Origin of the sequence: Arenibacter sp. 6A1, from assembly GCF_012272855.1 — a bacterium.
Taxonomy (GTDB): Bacteria; Bacteroidota; Bacteroidia; order Flavobacteriales; family Flavobacteriaceae; genus Arenibacter.
Genome location: NZ_JAAXCQ010000001.1, coordinates 142732 through 166117 on the forward strand (window position 1 = coordinate 142732; position 23386 = coordinate 166117).

Here is a 23386-nt window from a genome sequence, read left to right on the forward strand (position 1 = left end):
GAATTCAGACGCTAATAAACCCCAGACCCCCAAAAGCTTTATGCGCACTATGACTGTATTACATGCTGTATTGACAACGGGAGTTTTCATCGTCCTTGTAGCGGTCTACGCTGGTAGCGATGCCCTCGTTATAGGATTTCAAGACACCGAAGATATTTACAGGATTATAATCCCCCTAGTAGCTATGATTGGTTATTTTGGTGGTAATTTAATATTTAAAAAACAATTGGATGCCATTGATCCGAAAGCGTCATTAAAGTCAATATTAAGTCGTTATTTTTCGGCCTCCATCGTAAAATACGCATTTATTGAGGGGGCCGCTATTATTAGTATCATCGCTTTTTCGAGGATAAACAACGTTTTTTACCTTGTAATATCTGTATTGCTTCTTTTATATTTATGGTCCCAAAGACCTACTAAGAAAAAAGTAATGAGCGATTTGAAATTAAATAGAGATTACGAAGAATTGTTTATGAAAGATGAAGAAACACTCCCTTAAACACTTGTTTTAAATAGAAGCCAACACATCAATATCCAACACAAATAAAGGTATGAAGTTTAATACGATCAATCTATGTGCCCTCCTTTTTATTTTATTAAATATGCAAGTAATAATGGCTCAAGATTGGCCGGCACTGCAACATTTTAAAGAAGACAATGCAAAAATCGGGCTTCCAAAGGAGGGCGAAAACAGAGTGGTTTTTATGGGGAATTCTATTACCATAGGCTGGTTGCAAATGCAGCCCGATTTTTTCCAAGACACTCCTTATATCAATAGAGGTATCAGCGGACAAACCACACCTCAGATGTTGGTGAGATTTAGGCAGGATGTTATCAACCTTCACCCTGCGGTTGTGGTGATATTGGCCGGCACCAATGATATAGCCGGAAATACCGGTCCGGCTACTGTAGAAATGATACAGGACAATATTGTCTCTATGGCCGAATTGGCCAGGGCTAACGGGATTAAAGTGGTGCTTTCGTCCGTATTACCTGTTTTTGACTACCCCTGGAAACCCGGGCTTGAACCGGCAGAAAAAATCGTAAAATTAAACAGTTTCCTTAAAAAATACAGCCAAGATAATAATATGGTGTACCTCGATTATTTTTCTGCTCTGGCCGATGCTCGCAACGGATTACCAAAAAAATATTCGGAAGACGGGGTGCATCCTACTATTGAAGGCTATAAAATAATGGCACCCTTAGCTCAAGAGGCTATTGACAAAGCCTTATCGCAATAAGGAAAAAAATCCCCGATAATTAATTCGACCAAAAACCAGGCAAATAAAAGAGTGAGCTTTGACTTCCCTAGCCATCCCTCCCGCCAGAAATCCATAGCCTGTCTTGACCATAAAAACACTTTCCTAAAAGCAATTACAAATTAAAACCTCCACCTTCAACATTCCCTTCATATAGAGTGACCGTATTTAATTATCATTGGTTAATTTTGTACGTATGCAAAATCCGAAAGTTAGCGTCTTAATTCCTTTTAAAAACACAGAAGAGTTCCTTCCAGAATGTATCTCCTCTATTATAGATCAAACCTATCAAAACTGGGAAGTTTTGGCAGTCAACGACAGCTCCGACGACAATAGTTGCCAAATAATGGACGATTATGCCAAACAAGATTCTAGAATTACGGTTTTACAAAATGAAGGTCAAGGGATTATTCACGCGCTGAGAACAGCCTATAGTAAAAGTAGCGGCTCCCTTATTACCCGTATGGATTCTGATGATATAATGACTCCCAACAAACTACAGCTTATGACCAGTGCCCTATTAAATAACGGTCTTGGGCATGTAGCCTTGGGAAAAGTTTTTTATTTCTCTAAAGGAGGGGTCTCTAATGGCTATAAAAGTTATGAAAAGTGGCTGAACCGCCTAAGTGAAAAAGGAACGAATTTTTCAGAAATATATAAAGAATGCGTAATTCCCTCTCCCTGTTGGATGGTGCACAGAAGCGATTTGGATAAGGCAAAAGCCTTTATTCCCGACCAATATCCTGAAGACTATGACCTTGCTTTTCGGTTTTATGAAAAACAATTTAAGTGTATCCCATCAGAAAGTGTTCTTCATTATTGGCGCGATTACCAAGACAGGACCTCCCGAACGAGCGAACATTACGCTCAAAATTATTTTTTGGACCTGAAAATGCACTACTTTTTAAAACTCGATCATGATAAAAATAGACCATTAGTCCTTTGGGGTGCAGGAAAAAAAGGAAAAAACATTGCTAAAATCTTAATAGAACAAGGAGTCCCATTTTTCTGGTTGTGCAATAATCAGCAAAAAATAGGGAAAAACATTTATGGCCAAAACATGTTATCCTACAAACATTTGCCCCAGCTCAAGCGTCCACAAGTAATCGTTACCGTAGCCAATAAAGAAGCTCAAGAGTTTATAAAGGAGTATCTAGGAGGAATGAATATGCTTTTGGCAGAGGACTATTTTTTATTTTGCTAAGAGCAAACAAACCCTAAGCTACTGGCGTTAAACACGCTAATCTAAGCTTCTTGCCATTGTTTTTTAGACGAAAATCCATTTTGTTTTTTGATTCCTTTTCCTAAATACTTTTCTTATATTTGTGAAATTAAATATGGGAATGCTATTTAAACATCCGGAACTTCTTTGGGCCTTATTTCTGCTACTAATTCCTATATTTATCCACCTTGTTCAGTTACGTAGATTTAAGAAAACTCCTTTTACCAACGTAAAATTATTACAAGAAATAATTTCGGAGTCTAGACGAAGTAAATCCATAAAAAAATGGCTCTTATTAATAACTAGAATGTTGTTAATAACCGCCTTGGTTTTTGCATTTTCCCAACCTTTTTTTGCAGGAAATGCTGCACTAAAGAAAAAAGAAAGGGTCATTTACTTGGACAACTCCTTTAGCATGCAAGCAAAGTTTAGCAACGGAACTTTATTGGAGAATGCAGTACAAGAAATTATAAAGCACGTTCCTGAGGATCAAAAATTTTCTCTCTTTACCAATGATAGAGTGTTTAAGGAAGTTTTTATAAAAGATATTAAAAACAAGCTGCTATCCCTTTCCTATTCGACCAATCAATTATCCCTGGAGGAGGTTTATTTAAAGGCAAATACCTTTTTCAGGCACCATTTAGAGACTGTGAACGATCTGATTCTGATTTCGGATTTTCAAAAAAACATGGTTTCTGAACGCCAAGATTACCCTGGGAACATCCAAACCCACCTGATACAAATTACTCCCGACAACAATATTAATGTCGCTATAGACACCGCTTATATTTCTAACACATCTTCCGAAAATATAACCTTGACAGGACATTTATCGAGTAATGGTCAAATAAAAAGCACCCCAGTATCCCTATTTAACGAGATACAACTTATTGCGAAAACAGCCGCTATTTTTGATGCTGACAATAAGGCCTTGGTGACTTTTACCCTGCCCCAAAACGAAACCATAAATGGCCTCATAGAGGTTTCGGACCCTGTCCTTCACTATGATAACGAACTCTATTTTACCATCAATAAAAAGGAAAAAATAAAGGTATTATCTATAGGAGATCACAACAGTAATTATCTTGGACGTATCTTCTCTAAAGGAGAATTTGATTATACAAACAGTAGTCTAAGGACATTAAACTATAGTGTTTTGGGAGCGCAAAACCTTATTATAATCAATGAACTCCAAGACCTTCCCGAAGCCCTTCAATCGGCTTTGATCACTTATAAAAACAATGGTGGAAGTCTGGTTTTTGTGCCTGCCTCCAAGACCGAATTTAAAGATTATAATAATTTCTTGAATCAGGTAATGGAATCGTCCTTTACTTCTCTTGTTTCGGAAAACCGTATCATAAGCAATATTAATTTTTCCCACCCCTTATATCGCAATGTATTCGACAAGGAAGTCAACAATTTCCAATACCCATCTGTACAGCAATATTATAAGCTTACATCAGAACTGCCGAATATACTTTCGTATGCCAACAAAGAACCTTTTTTATGCGGAATAGAGGGTACCTACCTGTTTACATCACCCCTTTCCGATCAATATTCCAATATAACTAAATCGCCTTTAATTGTACCTACCTTCTATAAAATAGGGGTTAACAGTCTAAAATTGCCTTCTATTTATGAGGCTTTAGGGCAAAACACCGCAATTGATATTCCCATAGTATTGACCAAGGATAATATCTTATCGGTAGCGAACAACCAAATACAGTATATTCCTAGGCAACAGGCCTTTGCTAATAAAACTACGCTCTTTTTTGATAAGGACCTGGCCACAGCCGGTATTTATAGCATTCTAAATGATAAAACCCCTATTCAAAACATCAGTTTTAATCCCTCTAGAAAAGAAAGTCAACTTAATTATATAGACCTCAAAAACCTTACTGCTACTACTAAAAATAACGCCATAGCTAGCTTCTTCGATCAATTAGAAAAAGAGAATAGCATCGAGGAGCTTTGGAAATGGTTTGTTATTTTAGCCTTAGCATTTATCCTTATCGAAGTTCTTATCCAAAAATACCTGAAATGAACATACTTATAAAAAAAGCACAGATAGTAGACCCTTCTAACAAAGAATACCATTTAAAAAAGCACGATATTCTTATTAAGGACGGAATAATTGCAGAAATCGGTACTAATATCCAAGCAGGGGAAAATATTGAAATCCTTGAAAGGGACAACCTACATGTTTCCACAGGTTGGTTTGACAGTAGCGTTAGTTTTGGAGAACCTGGATATGAAGAAAGAGAGACCATTAAACACGGGCTATTCGTAGCAGCAAAAAGCGGTTATACAGATATTGTGCTCAACCCTAATACCAACCCTATTCCGGACAGTAGTTCGGACATTGTATTTTTAAAAAATGCAGCCAAGGAAAGTGCCACAAGCTTATATCCTTTAGGAGCCCTTACTGTTGGAGCGGAAGGAGAAGCCCTTGCAGAACTTTACGACATGAAAAATGCCGGAGCGGTAGGGTTCTATGATTACAAACACCCTTTAAAGAACGCCAATCTATTAAAGATTGCCTTGCAATACAACCAAAACTTCAATGGCCTTGTGCATTCCTTTCCTCTAGACAAGCAAATTTCAGGAAAAGGAATTGTCAGCGAAGGAGAAATGTCTACCAAACTAGGGCTAAAAGGTATCCCCCACCTAGCAGAAGAACTGTTTATAGCAAGAGATCTTTATATTTTGGAATATACCGGTGGAAAATTACATATTCCCACCATATCTACTGCCAAGGGAGTAAAACTCATTGCAGAAGCCAAGAAAAAAGGATTGGACGTCAGCTGTAGTGTTGCTATTCACAATTTATATTTTACCGATGCGTCTTTGGAAGGTTTCGATTCTCATTTTAAGCTTATGCCTCCTCTGCGTACCAAAGAAGATAGCAAAGCCTTAATAGCAGGTTTAAAAGACGGTACCATAGATTATGTTACCACAGACCATAGACCTATGGATATAGAGCTTAAAAGAGTAGAATTCGACAATGCCGAAGACGGGACCCTAGGCTTGGAAAGCGCCTTTGGTGTTTTAAATCAACTATTTGATTTGGAAACCTTAATTTCCTTGTTGACCAAAGGACGGGAACGCTATGGTATTCCTACTCCAAAACTACAAGTGGGCGAAACCGCAACCTTAACCCTTTTTAATCCTGAACCAGAATTTACTTTTGACACGGAAAACATCCTTTCGGCTTCTAAAAACAGCTGTTTTATTGGGAGCACCCTAAAGGGAAAAGTATATGGCAGCATTGCTAAAAAACAATTAATTTACTAAACATAACATATAATCCTTAAAAAATGAATCAGACAACTATCACCGAAGGCAAAACTATGGCCGTCATCAGTTACGTAACAGTAATTGGACTCCTCATTGCCTATATCGCCAATAATAGCAAGCAAAATCAATACACAAAGTTCCATATCGGACAATCGATTCGAGTGTGGATCCTTTCTATCGTTATCTCTATCAGTTTGGGATTATTGAATTCATTATTAGGTATTTATTTCCTAGAAGCACTTCGTTGGCTTCCCTTCATTTTTGCAATTATGGGCGCCGTAAATGCCTATAATGGAAAATTGACAAAATTGCCTTTTATTGGAACTATTGGTGAATAAAAACTAACACTTTCAACAATCAAAAGAGGTCACAAAGACCTCTTTTAATTGTGCATACTTTAAACTTGAGCTAACTTAGATTTCATGAACACTATTAAAGAAGGAAAAACTACTGCAATTGTCGCTTACCTAACTATGGTAGGTGCTCTAATTGCCATTTCAATGAATTCAGATGCTAAGAACGATTTTGCACGCTTTCATACAAGACAAGCATTTGGATTACACCTTGTTTTTCTTGGTTTTGCCATATTTTTAAGTAATTGGTACAACGAATATGCATGGTATGGCCTATATGTATTTTATATCGTCCTATGGTTTTACGGATTTCTGGGAGCCCTAAACGAGAAAAAAATAAGCGTTCCCTTAGTCGGTAATTATTTTCAAAAATGGTTTACTTTTATTCAATAAGATGACAACAGCACCACTTTCACTAGAGCACATCATAAGACCATCTTCCATTACTTCCTCTAAACCCCCGGTACTCTTTATGTTCCACGGGTATGGTAGTAATGAAGAAGATTTATTTTCTTTTGCCGAGGAATTGCCAAAAGAGCTTTGTATTATTTCTGTCCGCGCCCCCTACCCTATGCAACCCTATGGCAATGCCTGGTATGCGATTAATTTTGAAGCCGATAAAGGCAAATGGAACGATGAGGAACAGGCGGCCCTATCTCGGGATAAAATAAAAAACTTTATCGATGAAGCTTGTAGCACTTATGGCCTGGACCAGACCAACGTAAGTTTGTTAGGGTTTAGCCAAGGCACCATCCTTAGCTATGCCGTAGCCTTGTCTTACCCAGAAAAAATTAAAAATGTTATTGCTTTAAGCGGTTACATTAACGAAAATATTATCCTCGATAATTATAAAGAGAATAACTATAGCCACCTAAGTATTTATGCCTCCCATGGTAACGTAGACCAAGTTATTCCAGTCTCTTGGGCGCAAAAGGCCCCAGAATTCTTGAAAAGTTTAGATATAGATCACCTTTATCAAGAATTCCCGGTCGGCCATGGTGTTGCGCCTCAAAACTTTTACGCCTTTAAAGAGTGGCTAAGCCAAAAAATCTAATGACTTCTTGTATATAAAAGATGATCTGTTAAGGAAAAATCGATTCCCAGATCATCTTTTAATTCATATTTGATCAATAACTCCCCCCAATATTTTCCATCAGAGAAATCCGCTAAGATCCATTTGTGGTTCAGCACCTTTATTTTATTGATCTTAAAATCGTTTTCCATTCCTTCATAAGGAATCAAGGGGTTATCGCCCTTATTTTCATTGGTTTCCAATAATTTATCGGAAATATAAAGACTGACATCTTTTATATCAAGATGGTCGTAATAAGCAAGGGCGTCATCATTGTTTTCCAAAGAAAAGTACTGCAACCCTAGAACTTTTAATTGTAATTTTTGAACCGAATCTTCTAATTGCTCTATTCGTGCTTGTTTTGCTTCTATAGCCTTATTTTTTGCCTGCACCATATTACTGGTACTTACAAATTGGTAAAGGGTAATCATTGACACAAAAATAAATAGGTAGAAATAAATCTTTTTCTTCATTCAATACTTTTCTTAAATGTATAAACTTAAATTATCGTAGGCCAAATGTACATTTTTTGGCAATTGTTTTTCCATTTCATCATGAAAACCTAGGTGATGACTTATATGGGTCAAATAGGCTTTATCGGGTTTCACCTCTTTAATAAAGGTCAAAGCTTCCTCTAAATTAAAATGCGAATGATGCGGCTCTAATCGCAAGGCATTAATTACCAATACTTTTACCCCTTTAATTTTTTCTATTTCTTCTGAAACAATTCGCTTTACATCCGTTAAATAGGCGAAATCCTGAATTCGATACCCAAAAACTTGAATCCTGTTATGTTCTGCATCAATGGGGATAGCTTTCGTATTCCCTATTTTAAAGGGTACGTTATTTTCCACTATATTAATTTCCACCGCTGGGGCCCCGGGATATCGGTTGACATCCGAAAATATATAATCGAACCTAGTCTTTATGGAATTAATGACTCTCTCATGGGCAAAAACCGGAATATCCCCTTGTCTAAAGAAAAAAGGCCTAATATCGTCTATCCCAGCAGTATGGTCCGAATGCTCATGGGTAAACAATATGCCATCTATTTTTGTAACCTGATTAACAAGCATCTGCTGCCTAAAATCGGGTCCACAATCAATGATGTAGTTATAGTTGTCCCACTCGACCATTACCGACACTCTAAGCCGTTTATCCTTCGGGTTTTTACTTAAGCAAACAGGGTGTTTACTACCTATAACTGGGATTCCTTGTGATGTTCCGGTTCCTAAAAATGTTATTTTCACTGCGATATATCTATTTAATCCAAATTTATAACTTATTTACTTAAATTGATAACGCAATCTTTTTAACTTTGCCACAAGCAAAAACCACTACATGTCTATTTTTAAAAAAGAAATTGCTTTTACTAACGTACCATCAACAAAAGCAAAAACCTTACGGATAAATTTAAATCCGGATATCTATGGAACCTTTTCCGAAATAGGAGCCGGGCAAGAAACTTCTGGTCATTTTTTTAAATCGGGAGGAGCTTCGGGAACTATCGCCAAAGCAATGAGTGCCTATGATAAAGATTTTAGTGATGCTATATATGGCATTGAAGAAGATGGCAGATATGTCACTCAATCGAGGCTGAAAAAAATGTTGAGTCACGAAATGGCTCATATGGACGAAAGAATAAGTCGAGAAAAACACCCCGACAGATTATTTTTCTCCTATGCCAATACCGTGGCCACGATTGATTTTTCAAAACGCTATAAAGGCCATGGCTGGGTTGGAATACGTTACCAACTAGATCCTAACCAAACCGAACTTAACGAAATTATCCTCCACCTGCGTTTTAAACAAAACGAGGCGCGATTGCAACAAGAAACTTTGGGTATATTAGGGGTTAACTTAATCTATGGTGCTTTCTATAAACACGACAAGCCTAGAAAATTATTAAAATACCTATACGACCATATTGATAAGGATACCATAGAAATTGATATGATCAATTTTTCTGGCCCTAACTTTAGCGAAGTAGACAACAGATTAATGAGTCTACAGCTGGTTAAAAATGATATGACCGATGCGGTGATGTTTGGCCCAGATGGCAACAACCTGTTGCCGGCCGCTATCTTATACAAAAAGAACCTCTTGGCGTTACGCGGAAGTTTTAGACCGGTGACCAAGGTAAATATGGATATGTTTCAAAAATCATATGAAATATTTATCCGCGAAAACAGTGTTGAAGAAGAAAACACCGTCGTTATTTTTGAAATTACCCTCTCTAACCTAAGGGCTTCCGGCGAAATTGATGAACGCGATTTTATGGACCGGGCAGAACTTTTGTGCTCCTTGGGCCATACGGTAATGATATCTAAATTCCAGGAGTACTTTAAATTGGTAGAATACTTTAGCAACTATACCAAAGCAAGGATTGGACTCACCATGGGAGTTAACAACCTGGTCGATATCTTTGATGAAAAATACTATAGACACCTAAGTGGTGGTATTCTTGAAGCCTTTGGAAAACTGTTCTTTAAAGACCTTAAAGTGTACCTATACCCTATGAGGAATGACGAAACAGGGCAAATAATGACCAGTAATACCGTGAAGGTTCACCCTAGAATGAAAGAATTGTACAAATTCTTCAAATACAACGGTAAGGTAATGGACATTATTGATTACGACCCAGAAATATTACATGTTTTCTCTAGGGATGTTCTTAAACAAATATCTAATGGTGAAGAGGGCTGGGAAACTGTACTACCGGAAGGAATTGCAGAAATCATCAAAAAGAAACATCTTTTTGGATATAATCCCACGAATGAAATAGCAAAAATCGAATAAAATAAAAAGCCCCATTAAATTGGGGCTTTTTTTATAGCTTCTTTTTATACGCCCTCCAATATCTGGGCAGCATGATCTTTCGTTTTTACCTTTTCGATCACCTTCTCTACTACGCCTTCTCCATTAATTATAAAGGTCATTCTGTGAATACCGTCATATTTTTTTCCCATAAAACTCTTTGGCCCCCAAACACCAAAGGCTTCTATCACCGTGCGGTCTTCATCGGCCAATAACGGAAAAGGAAATTCGTATTTATTTCTAAAATTAGATTGTCTTTTAGCAGAATCTGCACTTACTCCTAGCAACTCATACCCTTGGGCCTGCAATTCTGCATAATTATCGCGCAGGTTGCAAGCTTCGGCAGTACATCCTGGGGTGCTCGCTTTTGGATAGAAAAACACCACTAATTTTTTCCCTTGGTAATCAGAAAGATTAATAGTATTGTTGTCTTGATCTATTGCCGAAAATGAAGGAACCTTATCCCCTACTTTTAATGTGTCCATAGTTTAAATTTAAGTAAATTTATAGATTAAAATTACCATAAAACTACGTAATAAATGACAAAAGCCGAAAAAGTTGAATTTACGATACAAACCCTGCAAAAGCTTTACCCTAGTATCCCCGTACCTTTAAACCACAAAGACCCTTATACACTGTTAATTGCAGTTTTGTTATCGGCACAAAGCACCGATGTTCGGGTAAATATGATTACCCCGCTACTGTTCAAAGTAGCCGACAATCCATACGATATGGTAAAATTAAGTGTCGATGAAATTAGGGAAATCATTAAGCCGGTCGGACTCTCCCCTATGAAGGCGAAAGGAATCCATGGGCTATCAAAAATGCTCATAGAAAAATACGATGGCGTAGTCCCACAGGATATGGCCTTGTTAGAAGAGTTTCCTGCGGTAGGCCATAAAACAGCTGGTGTCGTTGTAGCCCAAGCCTTTGGTATACCTGCCTTTCCGGTCGATACCCATATTCATAGACTTATGTATCGATGGGGATTTACCAATGGCAAAAATGTAGTACAAACCGAAAAAGATGCCAAACGCTTATTTCCAAAAGAGCTATGGAACGACCTTCACCTACAGATCATTTGGTACGGCAGGGAATACTCGCCGGCCAGAGGCTGGGATTTAGAAAAAGACATTATTACCAAAACCATCGGTAGAAAAACAGTGCTAGACCAATATTATAAACTAAAAAAGACCAATTGATCATTGGTCTTTTTTAGGTCTAGTTTAAATTACTTTCGAACTGCATATTGTTGCATTCAACAATTTGTAAGGATTTGGAATAACTCATCAAAAACGCTATAGTTTCCGAATTAGCCTTGGTAAGTTTACACTTGCTTTGATTTTCAGAGTAAATTTTTTCCATAGTATAAAAGTATTGTTATGATAAGATAACGCCACTTACTTGAATATATTGCTCTGTAGATTGTAAGTTGTGATTAATTCGTTAAAACGATATTGTTTTTATCTATGATTTTTCGAAGATTAATAAGGGCATAACGCATTCTTCCCAAAGCTGTATTAATGCTGACACCAGTGTTTTCGGAGATTTCCTTAAAGCTCATATCCTTGTAAATGCGCATTACCAGCACTTCTTTCTGATCTTCTGGAAGCTCCTCTATCATTACATTTAAATCAGAATCTATCTGATCTTTGATCATCTGTTTCTCTACATTTAACTTTTGATCCCCAATGACAGAAAAAATATTAAAATCATCGGTTCCTTCAAACTTAGGCATCCTTTTATTTCTTCTAAAATGATCGATGACCAGGTTATGTGAAATTCTCATTACCCAAGGTAAAAATTTACCTTCTTCACTGTATTTCCCTCTTTTTAGGGTGTTGATTACCTTTATAAATGTATCCTGAAAAATATCTTGGGTAATATCTTTGTCCAATACTTTCGAGTAAATAAAGCTACTAATACGTTGGTTGTGACGGTTAATTAATACCTCCAGAGCCTTTTCGTTACCTTTTATATAGTCTTTTACTAATACTGAATCGTCTATCTGCAGTTCCATACAAATTTTGTTTTAAGGATTAAACTAGATGCCTTGCCTATACGGGTCGGACTTCATTTTTGTCAAAGTTTACTAAAGTGCTGCAGCTTTAATAAATGTTGTTATTTTCTTACATCATAAAAGTATAGAAAACATGAAGTATGGTAAAAAGTATGTTGTAAAACGCCTTTATTGTGATGTCAAATGCCAATTTTATATTTCTTTACTATAATAATAGTCCAATATCGCAGTTAGATAGAAAAGAAAGCCATTTATAGCAAACATGCTTAAGGTTAAAAAACACCCTACACAACGCCTTTAATATCAGATAAATAGAATACCCTTATTTTAATTTATTGGAATTACCCCAGTATTTTCTCGTGAACAGGGTGGTCTTAACTCTATCCTTGGAAGCCCAAAAAGCTTTAAATCTGGTAGATCTGTCCTAAATACCGATTGCTTTTATAAGGTATATATAGAAGTATAAATATTTGGGCGTTCCCTCCTACGTCGGTCGGGCACTTGGCTGTATCCCTTGCTCCGCTGCGGGGATGCCGCCGCGGTCCCTAACGCAGATCATCTAAAAAAGTAGCACCAACCAGAATTCACACCAGACCCCTACTAGGTGGTAGCACAGGAAGTTTACCCTATATAACAATAGCCCCCTATAAAAGCATTTGTTTTGCTTCTATAGGGGGCTATTGGTGAAGTTATTACACGAACAATTTATAAAATCTCCCTTTTCATTCTTTATTGCGATTCCTTAGTAGCTATTAATTCGTCAGCGTAAGTTGATGCTTCTCTACCATTTTTCGAAGATTTATCAAGGCATATCGCATTCTTCCCAAAGCAGTATTGATACTCACTCCTGTATTTTCCGATATTTCCTTAAAACTCATATCCCTATAAATGCGCATTTCTACCACCTCTCTTTGGTCTGCTGGCAATTCCTTTACCATTAGCGCTAGCTCTATATCTATCTGGTCTTTTATGAGTCTCCTTTCCGCGTTTAAATGGTCGTCTCCCATAACAGAGAAAATATTAAAATTCTTAGACACCTCAAACTTGGGCATTCTATTGTTTTTTCTAAAATAGTCTATGATTAGATTATGGGATATCCGCATTACCCAGGGCAAAAATTTCCCTTCTTCAACATACATTCCCTTTTTTAAGGTTTTAATCACCTTTATAAAAGTATCCTGAAATATGTCTTCGGTAACGACCCTGTCTTGAACTTTGGAGTAAATAAAGCTACTAAGGCGTTGATTGTGACGGTTTATCAATATTTCCAGAGACTTTTCGTCTCCATTGATATAATTGCTTACCAGTACTGAGTCTTCAATTAATAGTTCCATATAAATTACTTTTTAGGAGCCTAATAGCAAGCTTCTCTTTTTTGTAAAAAAAAAGCTATTTGGCAATTCCATTATTTTTTAAAAAAGTAATTTCAGGTCTATAGGTCGTTGGTACTAGGATTTGACCCAAATATATAAAAAATTCGGGTTTCCCCTAAAAGATTGTCATAAACAATAGCATTTTAATTGTATTATGACTGCTGGCATTTTATAAAAACACATATTGTATCTTTGCTTTCTTAAATAGGCATATGGCTTCAATTAAAGATATAAATCCAAGGGAAAACATTATAATTAAAGGAGCAAAGCTCCATAATTTAAAAAATATAGATGTCGTAATTCCTAGAAACAAATTAGTGGTGATCACTGGTTTGTCGGGATCTGGAAAATCGAGTTTGGCCTTTGACACCTTATATGCAGAGGGACAGAGAAGATATGTAGAGAGTTTATCTTCCTATGCGCGACAGTTTTTAGGCAAACTAGACAAGCCCAAGGTCGATTATATTAAGGGAATAGCCCCGGCCATAGCCATAGAACAAAAGGTAAATTCTACCAACCCTAGATCTACCGTAGGCACCACTACGGAAATATATGATTATTTAAAATTGCTCTTTGCCCGTATCGGGCGCACCATTTCGCCCGTATCCGGAGAAGAAGTAAAAAAACATACGGTTACCGATGTTGTAGAGCACATTAAGTCCTTTGAGGAAGGCACCAAGTTATTATTGCTTGCCCCTATAACTATCAGTAAAGACAGAGACCCAATAAAATCCCTTCAACTATTCTCCAAACAAGGATATGCCAGAATATTTTACAAGGGCGAGGTTCTCCGAATAGATGATGATATTGAAGAAATAGATCGTGAGTTTCAGTTGGTCATAGACAGGATTATCTTCAAAAACGATGAAGATTTTTTCAATCGTCTGGCCAATGCTATTGACACGGCCTTTTTCGAAGGCAAGGGCGAATGCATCATTCAGGAATTAGCTTCGGGAAACAACACCCATTTTAGCAATAAATTTGAATTGGACGGCATGCAGTTCTTAGAGCCCAATGTTCATTTGTTTAGCTTTAACAATCCCTACGGAGCCTGCCCTAACTGTGAAGGCTATGGGGATATCGTAGGTATAGACGAAGATTTGGTGGTTCCCAATACAGCCTTGTCCGTATATGAAAATGCTATTTTCCCCTGGAAAGGAGAAAGTATGGGCGCCTATAGGGATCAACTGGTTAATGCGGCCTATAAATTTGACTTCCCCATTCACAAACCTTGGTACCAACTAAGCGAAGCCCAAAGACAATTAGTGTGGGACGGCAACAGCCATTTTACGGGCTTAACCGAGTTTTTTGAGATTTTAGAGGAAAAAAACTATAAAATCCAAAACAGGGTGATGCTATCTCGTTACCGTGGAAAGACCAAGTGTAATAGCTGTAAGGGAAAACGGTTGCGAAAGGAAACAGATTATGTTAGAGTTTGTGAAAAATCTATTTCGGACCTCGTTGAAATGCCTATCGAAAACCTGATTCCATTTTTTAAGGAGATACAACTGAATGAAAATGATCAAAAAATAGCCCATCGCCTACTGCAAGAAATAAACAGTAGACTAGGGTTCCTTAACAATGTAGGCCTAAGCTATTTAACCTTGAACAGAAAATCGAACTCCCTATCCGGAGGCGAGAGTCAGCGTATTAATTTAGCCACCTCCCTAGGCAGCAGCCTTGTAGGTTCTATGTATATCTTGGATGAGCCCAGTATTGGCCTTCATCCAAAAGATACCGAAAATTTGATCGTAGTACTAAAATCGCTCCGCGATTTAGGCAATACGGTTATTGTAGTAGAGCACGATGAAGACATTATGAGGGCTGCCGATGAAGTCATCGATATAGGGCCCAAAGCCGGTACCCATGGCGGGGAAGTAGTCGCGCATGGTACCATGGATCAAATCCTACAATCGAACTCCCTCACAGCTGCCTATTTAAATGGTAGCAAGAAAATTGAGGTGCCCAAACAAAGAAGGGCCTATAAGAATTATATCACCATAAGGGGAGCCAGGGAAAATAACCTCAAGAATATCGATGTCACCTTCCCTCTCAATGCGCTAACGGTTATTACCGGCGTGTCGGGGAGCGGTAAAAGTACCCTGGTGAAAAAACTATTATACCCGATTATCCTGAAGGAAATTGGCGGATATGGCGAAAAATCAGGTCAGTTCACTTCCGTAGAAGGTAATTATAAGGATATAAAACATATAGAGTTTGTAGACCAAAACCCAATAGGCAGGTCCTCTCGATCTAATCCGGTTACCTATATAAAGGCCTATGATGATATTAGGAATCTTTTCGCCAACCAAAAATTAAGTCAATTAAGAGGCTATCAACCAAAACACTTTTCTTTTAATGTAGACGGGGGCCGCTGCGAGAAATGTAAGGGCGATGGTGAAATCACCGTGGAGATGCAGTTCATGGCCGATGTGTACTTGGAATGCGAGACCTGTTCAGGAAAACGATTCAAAAAAGAAGTCCTTGAAGTAAAATTCCATGAAGCCAACATAGACGATGTCCTTTCTATGACCATAGACGATGCCGTTGAATTTTTTGAAAAAAACAAACAGAACAAAATAGTAGGCAAATTAAAACCCCTACAAGATGTTGGCCTGGGCTATGTTACCCTAGGACAGTCCTCTTCTACCCTTTCCGGTGGCGAAGCACAACGTATAAAGCTAGCTTCCTTTTTGGTAAAAGGGAATACGGCCGATAAAGCCTTGTTTATTTTTGACGAACCTACCACGGGCTTACATTTCCACGATATTAAAAAATTACTAAAATCCTTTAACGCCCTCATAGAAAAAGGCCATTCCATAACCGTTATAGAACACAATATAGATCTTATAAAATGTGCCGATTATATTATCGATCTCGGATTGCAAGGCGGGGATAAAGGGGGCGATCTTATTGCACAGGGAACTCCGGAAGAAGTCGCCAAAAATAAAACCTCCTATACAGCAACCTACCTAAGGCCAAAGCTAAAAGCTTAGGCTTTAGGCCTGTTTGCTTCTTTGATCCGCTAAAACCTAGGTGTTCCTCGGCTATAAACATGGTGAAAAAACAATAAACTTCACTACTACCCTGTTTTTTTGCGTTAGGGACCGCGGCGGCATCCCCGCAGCGCAGCAAGGGATACAGCCAAGTGCCCGACCGACGAAGGAGGGAACGCCCAAGCCATAAAAAACTGCACTACAATTACTTACAAGAATAACACCATTGTTTTCGCAATCCAATACTCTTTAAATCCCCCTCTTTTGTATCAGCGCTTTTTTGTTTAGTACCGTTTTTGGCATGTTGTTTGTATAGTTCTAATCGAATGTCAATAGTAGCATTCTGAATTAAAACCTTATGATATGAGAAATTTACTACTACTTGTTACTGCGCTAATTTTAGGTACTGCCCCTACCTTTGCGACTTCTCCTGAAGATAAGGCAACGATAAGCGATGCATATAGAAATCAAAACTCTTTTATATTTGTTGAAAGCGGCATTACTTTTTCCGTATACCCTGATGGGGAGTTCGATTTTTATATAGATGACCGTGTTGGTGGTATAAATGCCAATGTAAACTTTGGACGTACGAACATTACCTTCAACAGTGGTTACAACTATGACCCCTATGTTCAATACGACGATTACGGGGCGATTTTACAAATTGAAAACGTACCTATTTACTACGATTATTACGGTAGGGTATCCCAAATAGGGAATGTCGATATCCGATACAGAAATTCTAGGGTTTCTAGAGTTGGTGGGCTACATGTTTACTACGACCATAGAGGATATTTTAGTCACCACAGAGGCTATATAAATGTGTATAACAGGCATTATGTTTACAGACCGTTCCACAATTATTTTGCACGCCCAGCGGTAGGTTTCCACATGGTATACAATAGACCTTATAGAAGGTACTACGAGCCGGTAAGATACAGCTATTACAGACCATACCACTATAACCCAAGGAGAGCACATGTGCATGTTGGCAAGCATTATAAATACCACCCTAAAAAACACAAAAAAGAAAAAATTTATAGAAATGACAAAAGAGTAGCTGTTAGGGACCATGGGTATAGAACCACCCCTGCGTCGAGGTCTAACAGGACTGTACAGCAATATAACGATCGGAATCATTATAGAAACTCTTCTTCGAGATCTAATGCTGTTCAGGTGAACCATGATAGAAATAGAGACTCTAAAGACAGGGATTCGTACAAAAACAATAATGGTCATAGAAACTATAGGGATGCTGGGGACAGGTCTAGAACCCATAGATCGGTAACCAAAAAGGAAGTGACCACTACAAGAAGTAAAGGTACAGATCCAGGTTACCAAGATCGCAACAACAGCTCTAGGGCTTCGCGCTCTACCAGGGTCAGTACTAGAACATCGACTAAAAAGGAGGTTTATAATCAGCCGCAAAGAAATGTAACTAGGAATACTAGTGCTACAAAAAATAGACATGAAAAAATCCGTAAGGACGCTCCTTCTGAAAGATCAAAAGCGAGCTCAAGAACTGCTTCGAGAAGGTCTTCTGATAGGGAATCGTCTGGAAGGGTAAGAAGTAATGTATCCGGTTCAAATACATCAAGAACTGGAAATGTAAGAGGAAATTAAGTTAGTTTTAGGTTAGTTGGTTGTATAGCCCTGTTGTGAAATTTTTGCAACAGGGCTATTTTTTTTGATTCCAAAAAGTTCCTTTACATAAATTCGGATAATGAAACTACTAACTTTATTGTTCTGGAGCTCTTAAAGGCAGAAAAAGGTTTACCTTGAAAAGAGGTTACATTCTTGTCCTTAATTTTTCTATATACTTGGCCAGTATCCTATACACATCTTCCGATATTTTAAACCGGTACAGGGCTATAACGTACACGAGCACTATTAAGGCGCTCTTAAGCGCGATATTAATTACCGGATGAAAAGGAAGCCGTATAAAATGAAAAAGCCCCCCTACCACAATTAAAAGCAGTACAACTTTAAAGGTATCTATAGTTATAGGCTGAATATGGAATTTAGATTTCACATAAATCAGTTTTATGCTATTATAAATGAAAAACGCCATAAAACTAGCAATTGCAGCGCCATCCAACCCATATTTAGGGATTAACCAAAGGTTCAACAATATAGTGAGTACGGCCAAAAGCACCCCTAAAAGCAACAGGGTTCTGTAAAAATCGGAATTATACAGAATGGCATTGTTGTTTCCCAGCAAGGCATCATATACTTTGGCCAGGCCTATAATGACAACAATAATATAGCCCCCTCTATAACTATCGGGCAGTAAATCGAATAAATTATCTAGGTTTAAAATTATTAATAGAAACAAAAGTCCCGATACTATAAAAAGTGTCAGTGAGCTTTTCCTATATAAACTTTTTAAGGCTTGGTGGTCTTGTTTATGTAGAATTTCTGCGGTCAACGGATAGGTTATATTGTGCATGGACCTAGACGGAACAGCTATCACCGTGGCAATATACCCTGCCACACTATAATAAGCTACATTTTCTATGGCAATGAACTGATTGATCATCACCTTATCTACCTCCAACAGGACGATGGCTGCCGATCCTCCCAATATAATCAAGGCACTATAGCTAATGATTTCAGGGGTGTTTTTAGGGAAATTAAAATTTAGTCGTAGCTGTTGCAGTCGAAGCGCGTACAGCTTCATAACCACGGTCCGTAGCACATAAAGACCAACCAAGGCATTTAGAAATTGAGGCACAGAAATAAGGTTCCAATACACCAACATCAAAAGCACCGTCACCCCTATCCTACTAAAAACCTCTTTCATGAAATTGCCAAAAACAGATTTCATACGCACTTTGGCCCAGGCATAGTAGACTTCAAAATAAGCCATAGCCACCCCCACGATAAATATATGCCAAACGTACCCTTTTACGATCGGATTCTCCCTGGACAAAAACAGCCCTATAGCCTCATTGGCAATATAGGATAGCACACCAATAGGCACTACTAATAAAAGTGGCAATAGTAGCATTAAGCTTAAAAAACCGTCGGTTTTTTGACGGGCTTGGAATCCAGCATAGTATTTCACCAAGGCATTGGGAACCCCAAATGCCAGCACAGGCATTATCACTGCTGAAGCCGATAAAATAACGTTGACCAATCCAAAGTATTCATCGCTTAAAAAACGCGTATATAGAAACAGTAGATTTATTCCCCCAATGGCAAATCCAAAGTAGGTGATCAGGGTATTGCTCAAGGATTGCTTTAAAACTATTCCCATTGTAAATATTTGGACAATTTTCTGGTCAACTCCCTTCTATGGTATTGTCCTATATTGGCCGATGGCAGTATTAGCTCCTTCGTTTTATAGGCCATAAACCATTCTAACAGCTGTTTTTTTATAAGCTCTTTTTCTTGATATTCAAAGGTTTTACCGGTATGGGTATTGGCTACGATCTGTCCTACTTCCCATCCCTTAGGACCAATTCCCAAGATAGGCCTTTTGGCCGCCATATATTCGAAAACCTTGCCGGGAATAATTCCTTTTGTTTCCTCAGAATCGATCTCGACCAATAACAGTACTTGCGATTTTTTTTGAAAACGCAAAGCTTCTTCATGAGAAACATACCCTAAGAGCTCGGTATAAGGCTTTAGACCAGCACCATATACACTCTCTAGGACATCTTCACTGACAACCCCTGCCAATTGCAATGTAAAGCTTTCTTTAAAACTTCCATTCTCATCAATCAGTTCGGCCAGGGCCTTCCATAAACTAGCCGGATTACGGCCAGAAAGCAAGGAGCCTATATGCGAAATGGTAAAAGATTCGTCTAAGGGTACCGGTACATCCTCCTTGGTATCAAAACCGTTAGTAATGACTTCAATGGGTTTATTGGTAATGACCGAAAATTCGTTTTTGGTCGTATGGCTAGTAACCAAAATTTTATCGGCCCCGTTCAATACCAAATTCTCTAGATATTCGTGTTTTTTTCTTGAAACGCGACTGAGTTTTAACTTTTCGTGATACCCTATAGATGTCCAAGGGTCTCTAAAATCGGCCAGCCAATTTATAGAATGACGTTTTTTTAAGCCATGCCCAATAAGGTGTACACTGTGTGGTGGGCCCGTAGTAATAATGGTTTCGATGTTTTCTTTTTGAAGCACTTCTGCTAAAAACTTCACAGAAGGTTTTACCCAAAATTTTCTGGCATCCGGAATAAATAAATTGCCCCGCACCCACAACAAGGCTTTTTCTAGGAGGGTCTGATTTTTTGTCGTTATGATTCCGGCACTGATTTGGGCCGTCTTTTTTGATGAAAAAATACTAGCAAGCCCATAGGGTTCAAATATTGGATGGCGATACATTTTTATTCCCTCTGGTACCTCGTCTACAAAAGATTCATCGGTCATGGGGTAATGGGGATTTTTAGGCACATACAATACCGGTTCTATATTAAAATCCCTAAGATACTTTACAAATTTTAACCATCGCTGAACCCCTGGTCCTCCTGCTGGGGGCCAATAATAGGTAATTATGAGAACCTTCTGCATTAAGACACTGTTTTGTTCTGGCGCTTCTTATAGCTATACCCTAACCCCATTAGTATGATAAGTCCAATCAATATGGACACGGCCATGGTAATCTTTCCTCCTGTTTTTACGACTTCAGGTTCAAATTTAAATTCTACGAGGTGTTTTCCGGCGGGTATTGCCAGGGCTCTAAGTACATAATTTACCTCAAAATGATCTTTTAGTTCCCCATCTATATAGGCATTCCATCCATTGGCATAGTACATCTCCGAAAACACAGCGATTCCCTCATGTTCGTTATTAGCGATATATTTAAGATAATTGGGCTTATATTCTACGAGTTCAATACTCGCTGTAGAATCTTTTTTATAAGTAAAGGTCGTAAGCTGCTCGAACTTTTGGGTATTTACCACAGCCTTTTCTTTGAGGTCCAACCCACCCAAAGTGGATATTTCTTCATCGGCAGATTTTACGGGTACAAGTTCCTTTACAAACCAAGCATTGCCATTGGCATCTGGATTCAGTGCCGGATACTTTTGTCCTTCTTCTTCCTGGATGACATATTTTACATTAAGCATGTTTAGGATCCCAATATTATTTTTTGCGATCTGATAATCGAACAGGTCTTGGATTCCGGCTGGTTTTGCCGCATGATAGCCTCCAATAGATTGATTAAAATAAGAGGTTCTTGCCCCATTTAACCCCTCGGAAGGATCAAACACCCTAAAAACGGTAGTGTCCTTACTCAATTCCTTTTCCAAAGCAGTCTCTTGAAAAGGTGCTGTCATTCTTCTTTGGGCAACAAAATCGTCCTTGTCTACATATCTCTTGGCAACGCCTACCAAATCAAAAACGATTAAAACCCCTATGGCCAAAATGGCCCAATGTTGTTTGATCTTATCTTTTATAAAGAACCAAATAACCAAGGCCGCCAAAGCCACATAGGTGATCGATCTAAAAATGTCCTGGGAGTATACCGCCTTACGATCGGCCTTTATCAAGGACACTATATCGTCTCCGTAATATTGTCGGTACATCTCGTCGCTGGGCCCTTCAAAATTAAACATTCCCTTGACAAGCAATAACAGCCCGCCCACTCCTAAGGTTATAATAAGGGCGATTTTTAAGTCCTTTATTTTTTTAGAAGTTGCAATAGCGGTATTAAATAACGCCACTAAGGTTAACATGGCCATAATTGGCACACACAACTCTAATATTACTTGAATGGAAGAAACAGCTCTAAATTTATTGTATAGCGGAAAATAATCGATCATAAAATCGGTCAGTGCTCCAAAGTTCTTCCCCCAAGACAGTACAAGGGACATTACTGTTCCTCCTACGAGCCACCATTTAGATTTTCCTTGCACCAAAAACAACCCGAGTACAAAAAGGAAAATTACAATAGCTCCTATATATGCAGGAGCAGCAACAATAGGCTGCTCTCCCCAATACAGCGGTAAGCCACTGGCAAATTCCAAGGCTTTTGTTCTTGGGATCCCATTTTCGGTCAAAAAAGCATAGGTCTTAGAATCTGCCCCTAAATTCTCATTCCCAGACCCACCAAAAAGTCTCGGAACGAACAAATTCAAGGATTCCGAAATCCCGTAACTGTACTGAGTAATATATTCCCTGTCTAGTCCCGATTTATTTTCTTTGGGTGTTCCGTTGGGGGTTATGGTTAATTCAGAGGCACCTCTGGTACTCCAATCGGCATATTCCTTGGTAGCCATTAAACTGGTGGCGTTTGCCGCCACTCCTAAAATGACCGCTCCTACTAATATCCCAACAGCGATTCCAAAATGTTTAAGAGTCTGTTTTTTAATAGCATCGACAAGGTATACCGCTCCCAAAATCAGCACCAACAACATAAAATAAAATGTCATTTGATAATGGTTGGCACCTACTTCCAATGCCATGGCTACGGCCGTAAGAATAAACCCCCATAAATATTTTTTTCTAAAAACAAGTACGATTCCTCCCAGCAACATTGGGAAATACCCAATAGCATGTGCCTTCGCATTATGCCCTACTCCTAAAATAATAATCAAATAGGTAGAAAAACCAAAGGTAAGGGCTCCCAATACTGCTAGTTTGTAGTCTACTTTTAAACAACAAAGCAAAATGTAGAAACCTATAAAATATAAAAATAGGTAATCTGCCGGGCGTGGTAAAAAACGGATGACCCTATCGAGTTTTTTAACGTAGTCGTGCGGATAATAGGCCCCTAATTGATAGGTAGGCATACCCCCAAAGGCACTATTCGTCCAATAGGGTTCCTCTCCGGTAGCTTTCCGGAAGTCTATCTGCTCTTTGGCCATTCCGGTAAACTGAACAATATCAGACTGCTGAATGACCTTCCCCTGTAAAACAGGATAAAAATAAGCTAGTGCGGCAATTATAAAAAATACAAGAACAAAAAAATGGGTAAAAAAGGCTTTAAGACCGTTCCTCATGGCTGGTTTTATGGT

The 23386-nt window shown here is 38.3% G+C and carries 20 protein-coding genes; 12 read left to right on the plus strand and 8 right to left on the minus strand.

Features of this window, described 5'->3' with window-relative positions; genetic code table 11:
* Positions 1 to 49 precede the first annotated feature (49 nt).
* From HCG49_RS00625 to HCG49_RS00660, 8 genes are all read left to right on the plus strand, one after another.
* Positions 50 to 499: a hypothetical protein gene (locus tag HCG49_RS00625; protein ID WP_168467637.1), complete on the plus strand. Its 450-nt coding sequence runs from the start codon at positions 50 to 52 to the stop codon at positions 497 to 499.
* A gap of 103 nt (positions 500 to 602) precedes the next feature.
* Complete coding sequence (locus tag HCG49_RS00630) at positions 603 to 1241, plus strand: SGNH/GDSL hydrolase family protein (protein WP_240938599.1); 639 nt, start codon at positions 603 to 605, stop codon at positions 1239 to 1241.
* Positions 1242 to 1455: 214 nt separating this feature from the next.
* Entirely contained in the window at positions 1456 to 2463 is a 1008-nt protein-coding gene (locus HCG49_RS00635) for a glycosyltransferase family 2 protein (protein WP_168467639.1), read from the plus strand.
* 139 nt (positions 2464 to 2602) lie between these two features.
* Positions 2603 to 4525 (plus strand): BatA domain-containing protein, encoded by a 1923-nt coding sequence (locus tag HCG49_RS00640; protein ID WP_168467803.1) that lies wholly within the window; start codon positions 2603 to 2605, stop codon positions 4523 to 4525.
* Positions 4522 to 5775: a dihydroorotase gene (locus HCG49_RS00645; protein WP_168467640.1), complete on the plus strand. Its 1254-nt coding sequence runs from the start codon at positions 4522 to 4524 to the stop codon at positions 5773 to 5775. The genes HCG49_RS00640 and HCG49_RS00645 overlap by 4 nt, the downstream gene beginning before the upstream one ends.
* 23 nt (positions 5776 to 5798) lie before the next feature.
* Positions 5799 to 6116, plus strand: coding sequence for a DUF4870 domain-containing protein (locus tag HCG49_RS00650; RefSeq protein ID WP_168467641.1), 318 nt, complete (start codon positions 5799 to 5801; stop codon positions 6114 to 6116).
* Positions 6117 to 6200: 84 nt separating this feature from the next.
* Positions 6201 to 6524 carry a hypothetical protein gene (locus HCG49_RS00655; RefSeq protein WP_072763475.1) on the plus strand — a complete coding sequence of 108 codons (324 nt, stop codon included), beginning with the start codon at positions 6201 to 6203 and terminating at the stop codon, positions 6522 to 6524.
* A 1-nt stretch (position 6525) separates the two neighbouring features.
* Positions 6526 to 7185, plus strand: coding sequence for an alpha/beta hydrolase (locus HCG49_RS00660; RefSeq protein WP_168467642.1), 660 nt, complete (start codon positions 6526 to 6528; stop codon positions 7183 to 7185).
* Here HCG49_RS00660 and HCG49_RS00665 read toward each other — a convergent pair.
* Together HCG49_RS00665 and HCG49_RS00670 are read right to left on the minus strand one after the other, a co-directional pair.
* Positions 7182 to 7676 (minus strand): hydrolase, encoded by a 495-nt coding sequence (locus HCG49_RS00665; protein WP_168467643.1) that lies wholly within the window; start codon positions 7674 to 7676, stop codon positions 7182 to 7184. The genes HCG49_RS00660 and HCG49_RS00665 overlap by 4 nt on opposite strands.
* Before the next feature lie 12 nt (positions 7677 to 7688).
* Positions 7689 to 8453 (minus strand): MBL fold metallo-hydrolase, encoded by a 765-nt coding sequence (locus HCG49_RS00670; RefSeq protein ID WP_168467644.1) that lies wholly within the window; start codon positions 8451 to 8453, stop codon positions 7689 to 7691.
* Between the two features lie 91 nt (positions 8454 to 8544).
* Here HCG49_RS00670 and HCG49_RS00675 point away from each other — a divergent pair, with 91 nt between their 5' ends.
* Positions 8545 to 10002, plus strand: coding sequence for a nicotinate-nucleotide adenylyltransferase (locus HCG49_RS00675; protein ID WP_072763479.1), 1458 nt, complete (start codon positions 8545 to 8547; stop codon positions 10000 to 10002).
* 44 nt (positions 10003 to 10046) lie between these two features.
* Here the strand turns inward: HCG49_RS00675 and bcp are convergent, their stop codons facing one another.
* Entirely contained in the window at positions 10047 to 10505 is a 459-nt protein-coding gene (gene bcp / locus HCG49_RS00680; RefSeq protein WP_168467645.1) for a thioredoxin-dependent thiol peroxidase, read from the minus strand.
* 54 nt (positions 10506 to 10559) lie between these two features.
* On the opposite strand from bcp, the gene HCG49_RS00685 reads away from it, so the two are divergent.
* Positions 10560 to 11222, plus strand: a complete 663-nt coding sequence (locus HCG49_RS00685; RefSeq protein ID WP_168467646.1) for an endonuclease III domain-containing protein — start codon at positions 10560 to 10562, stop codon at positions 11220 to 11222.
* A 236-nt stretch (positions 11223 to 11458) separates the two neighbouring features.
* Here the strand turns inward: HCG49_RS00685 and HCG49_RS00690 are convergent, their stop codons facing one another.
* Both HCG49_RS00690 and HCG49_RS00695 read right to left on the minus strand, forming a co-directional pair.
* Positions 11459 to 12040: an RNA polymerase sigma factor gene (locus tag HCG49_RS00690; protein ID WP_168467647.1), complete on the minus strand. Its 582-nt coding sequence runs from the start codon at positions 12038 to 12040 to the stop codon at positions 11459 to 11461.
* Positions 12041 to 12792: 752 nt separating this feature from the next.
* Positions 12793 to 13374 (minus strand): RNA polymerase sigma factor, encoded by a 582-nt coding sequence (locus HCG49_RS00695; protein ID WP_168467648.1) that lies wholly within the window; start codon positions 13372 to 13374, stop codon positions 12793 to 12795.
* Positions 13375 to 13625: 251 nt separating this feature from the next.
* Between HCG49_RS00695 and uvrA the strand changes: the two genes are divergently transcribed.
* Together uvrA and HCG49_RS00705 are read left to right on the plus strand one after the other, a co-directional pair.
* Positions 13626 to 16409, plus strand: a complete 2784-nt coding sequence (uvrA, locus tag HCG49_RS00700; protein WP_168467649.1) for an excinuclease ABC subunit UvrA — start codon at positions 13626 to 13628, stop codon at positions 16407 to 16409.
* A gap of 363 nt (positions 16410 to 16772) precedes the next feature.
* Positions 16773 to 18032, plus strand: coding sequence for a hypothetical protein (locus tag HCG49_RS00705; protein ID WP_168467650.1), 1260 nt, complete (start codon positions 16773 to 16775; stop codon positions 18030 to 18032).
* 166 nt (positions 18033 to 18198) lie between these two features.
* Here the strand turns inward: HCG49_RS00705 and HCG49_RS00710 are convergent, their stop codons facing one another.
* From HCG49_RS00710 to HCG49_RS00720, 3 genes are read right to left on the minus strand one after another with little or no spacing between them, the layout of a single operon-like run.
* Positions 18199 to 19668 carry a polysaccharide biosynthesis C-terminal domain-containing protein gene (locus tag HCG49_RS00710; protein ID WP_168467651.1) on the minus strand — a complete coding sequence of 490 codons (1470 nt, stop codon included), beginning with the start codon at positions 19666 to 19668 and terminating at the stop codon, positions 18199 to 18201.
* Complete coding sequence (locus HCG49_RS00715) at positions 19659 to 20939, minus strand: glycosyltransferase family 4 protein (protein ID WP_168467652.1); 1281 nt, start codon at positions 20937 to 20939, stop codon at positions 19659 to 19661. Before HCG49_RS00715 ends, HCG49_RS00710 begins: the two co-directional genes overlap by 10 nt.
* Positions 20939 to 23371 carry a YfhO family protein gene (locus HCG49_RS00720; protein WP_168467653.1) on the minus strand — a complete coding sequence of 811 codons (2433 nt, stop codon included), beginning with the start codon at positions 23369 to 23371 and terminating at the stop codon, positions 20939 to 20941. Before HCG49_RS00720 ends, HCG49_RS00715 begins: the two co-directional genes overlap by 1 nt.
* Positions 23372 to 23386 lie beyond the last annotated feature (15 nt).

What these genes read in the sequence shown, in the direction of transcription:
- HCG49_RS00625 (WP_168467637.1), top strand. Translation starts at nt 50, where the DNA reads ATGACTGTATTACATGCTGTATTGACAACGGGAGTTTTCATCGTCCTT.
- HCG49_RS00630 (WP_240938599.1), top strand. Translation starts at nt 603, where the DNA reads ATGCAAGTAATAATGGCTCAAGATTGGCCGGCACTGCAACATTTTAAA.
- HCG49_RS00635 (WP_168467639.1), top strand. Translation starts at nt 1,456, where the DNA reads ATGCAAAATCCGAAAGTTAGCGTCTTAATTCCTTTTAAAAACACAGAA.
- HCG49_RS00640 (WP_168467803.1), top strand. Translation starts at nt 2,603, where the DNA reads ATGCTATTTAAACATCCGGAACTTCTTTGGGCCTTATTTCTGCTACTA.
- HCG49_RS00645 (WP_168467640.1), top strand. Translation starts at nt 4,522, where the DNA reads ATGAACATACTTATAAAAAAAGCACAGATAGTAGACCCTTCTAACAAA.
- HCG49_RS00650 (WP_168467641.1), top strand. Translation starts at nt 5,799, where the DNA reads ATGAATCAGACAACTATCACCGAAGGCAAAACTATGGCCGTCATCAGT.
- HCG49_RS00655 (WP_072763475.1), top strand. Translation starts at nt 6,201, where the DNA reads ATGAACACTATTAAAGAAGGAAAAACTACTGCAATTGTCGCTTACCTA.
- HCG49_RS00660 (WP_168467642.1), top strand. Translation starts at nt 6,526, where the DNA reads ATGACAACAGCACCACTTTCACTAGAGCACATCATAAGACCATCTTCC.
- HCG49_RS00665 (WP_168467643.1), bottom strand. Translation starts at nt 7,676, where the DNA reads ATGAAGAAAAAGATTTATTTCTACCTATTTATTTTTGTGTCAATGATT.
- HCG49_RS00675 (WP_072763479.1), top strand. Translation starts at nt 8,545, where the DNA reads ATGTCTATTTTTAAAAAAGAAATTGCTTTTACTAACGTACCATCAACA.
- bcp (WP_168467645.1), bottom strand. Translation starts at nt 10,505, where the DNA reads ATGGACACATTAAAAGTAGGGGATAAGGTTCCTTCATTTTCGGCAATA.
- HCG49_RS00685 (WP_168467646.1), top strand. Translation starts at nt 10,560, where the DNA reads ATGACAAAAGCCGAAAAAGTTGAATTTACGATACAAACCCTGCAAAAG.
- HCG49_RS00690 (WP_168467647.1), bottom strand. Translation starts at nt 12,040, where the DNA reads ATGGAACTGCAGATAGACGATTCAGTATTAGTAAAAGACTATATAAAA.
- HCG49_RS00695 (WP_168467648.1), bottom strand. Translation starts at nt 13,374, where the DNA reads ATGGAACTATTAATTGAAGACTCAGTACTGGTAAGCAATTATATCAAT.
- uvrA (WP_168467649.1), top strand. Translation starts at nt 13,626, where the DNA reads ATGGCTTCAATTAAAGATATAAATCCAAGGGAAAACATTATAATTAAA.
- HCG49_RS00705 (WP_168467650.1), top strand. Translation starts at nt 16,773, where the DNA reads ATGAGAAATTTACTACTACTTGTTACTGCGCTAATTTTAGGTACTGCC.
- HCG49_RS00710 (WP_168467651.1), bottom strand. Translation starts at nt 19,668, where the DNA reads ATGGGAATAGTTTTAAAGCAATCCTTGAGCAATACCCTGATCACCTAC.
- HCG49_RS00715 (WP_168467652.1), bottom strand. Translation starts at nt 20,939, where the DNA reads ATGCAGAAGGTTCTCATAATTACCTATTATTGGCCCCCAGCAGGAGGA.
- HCG49_RS00720 (WP_168467653.1), bottom strand. Translation starts at nt 23,371, where the DNA reads ATGAGGAACGGTCTTAAAGCCTTTTTTACCCATTTTTTTGTTCTTGTA.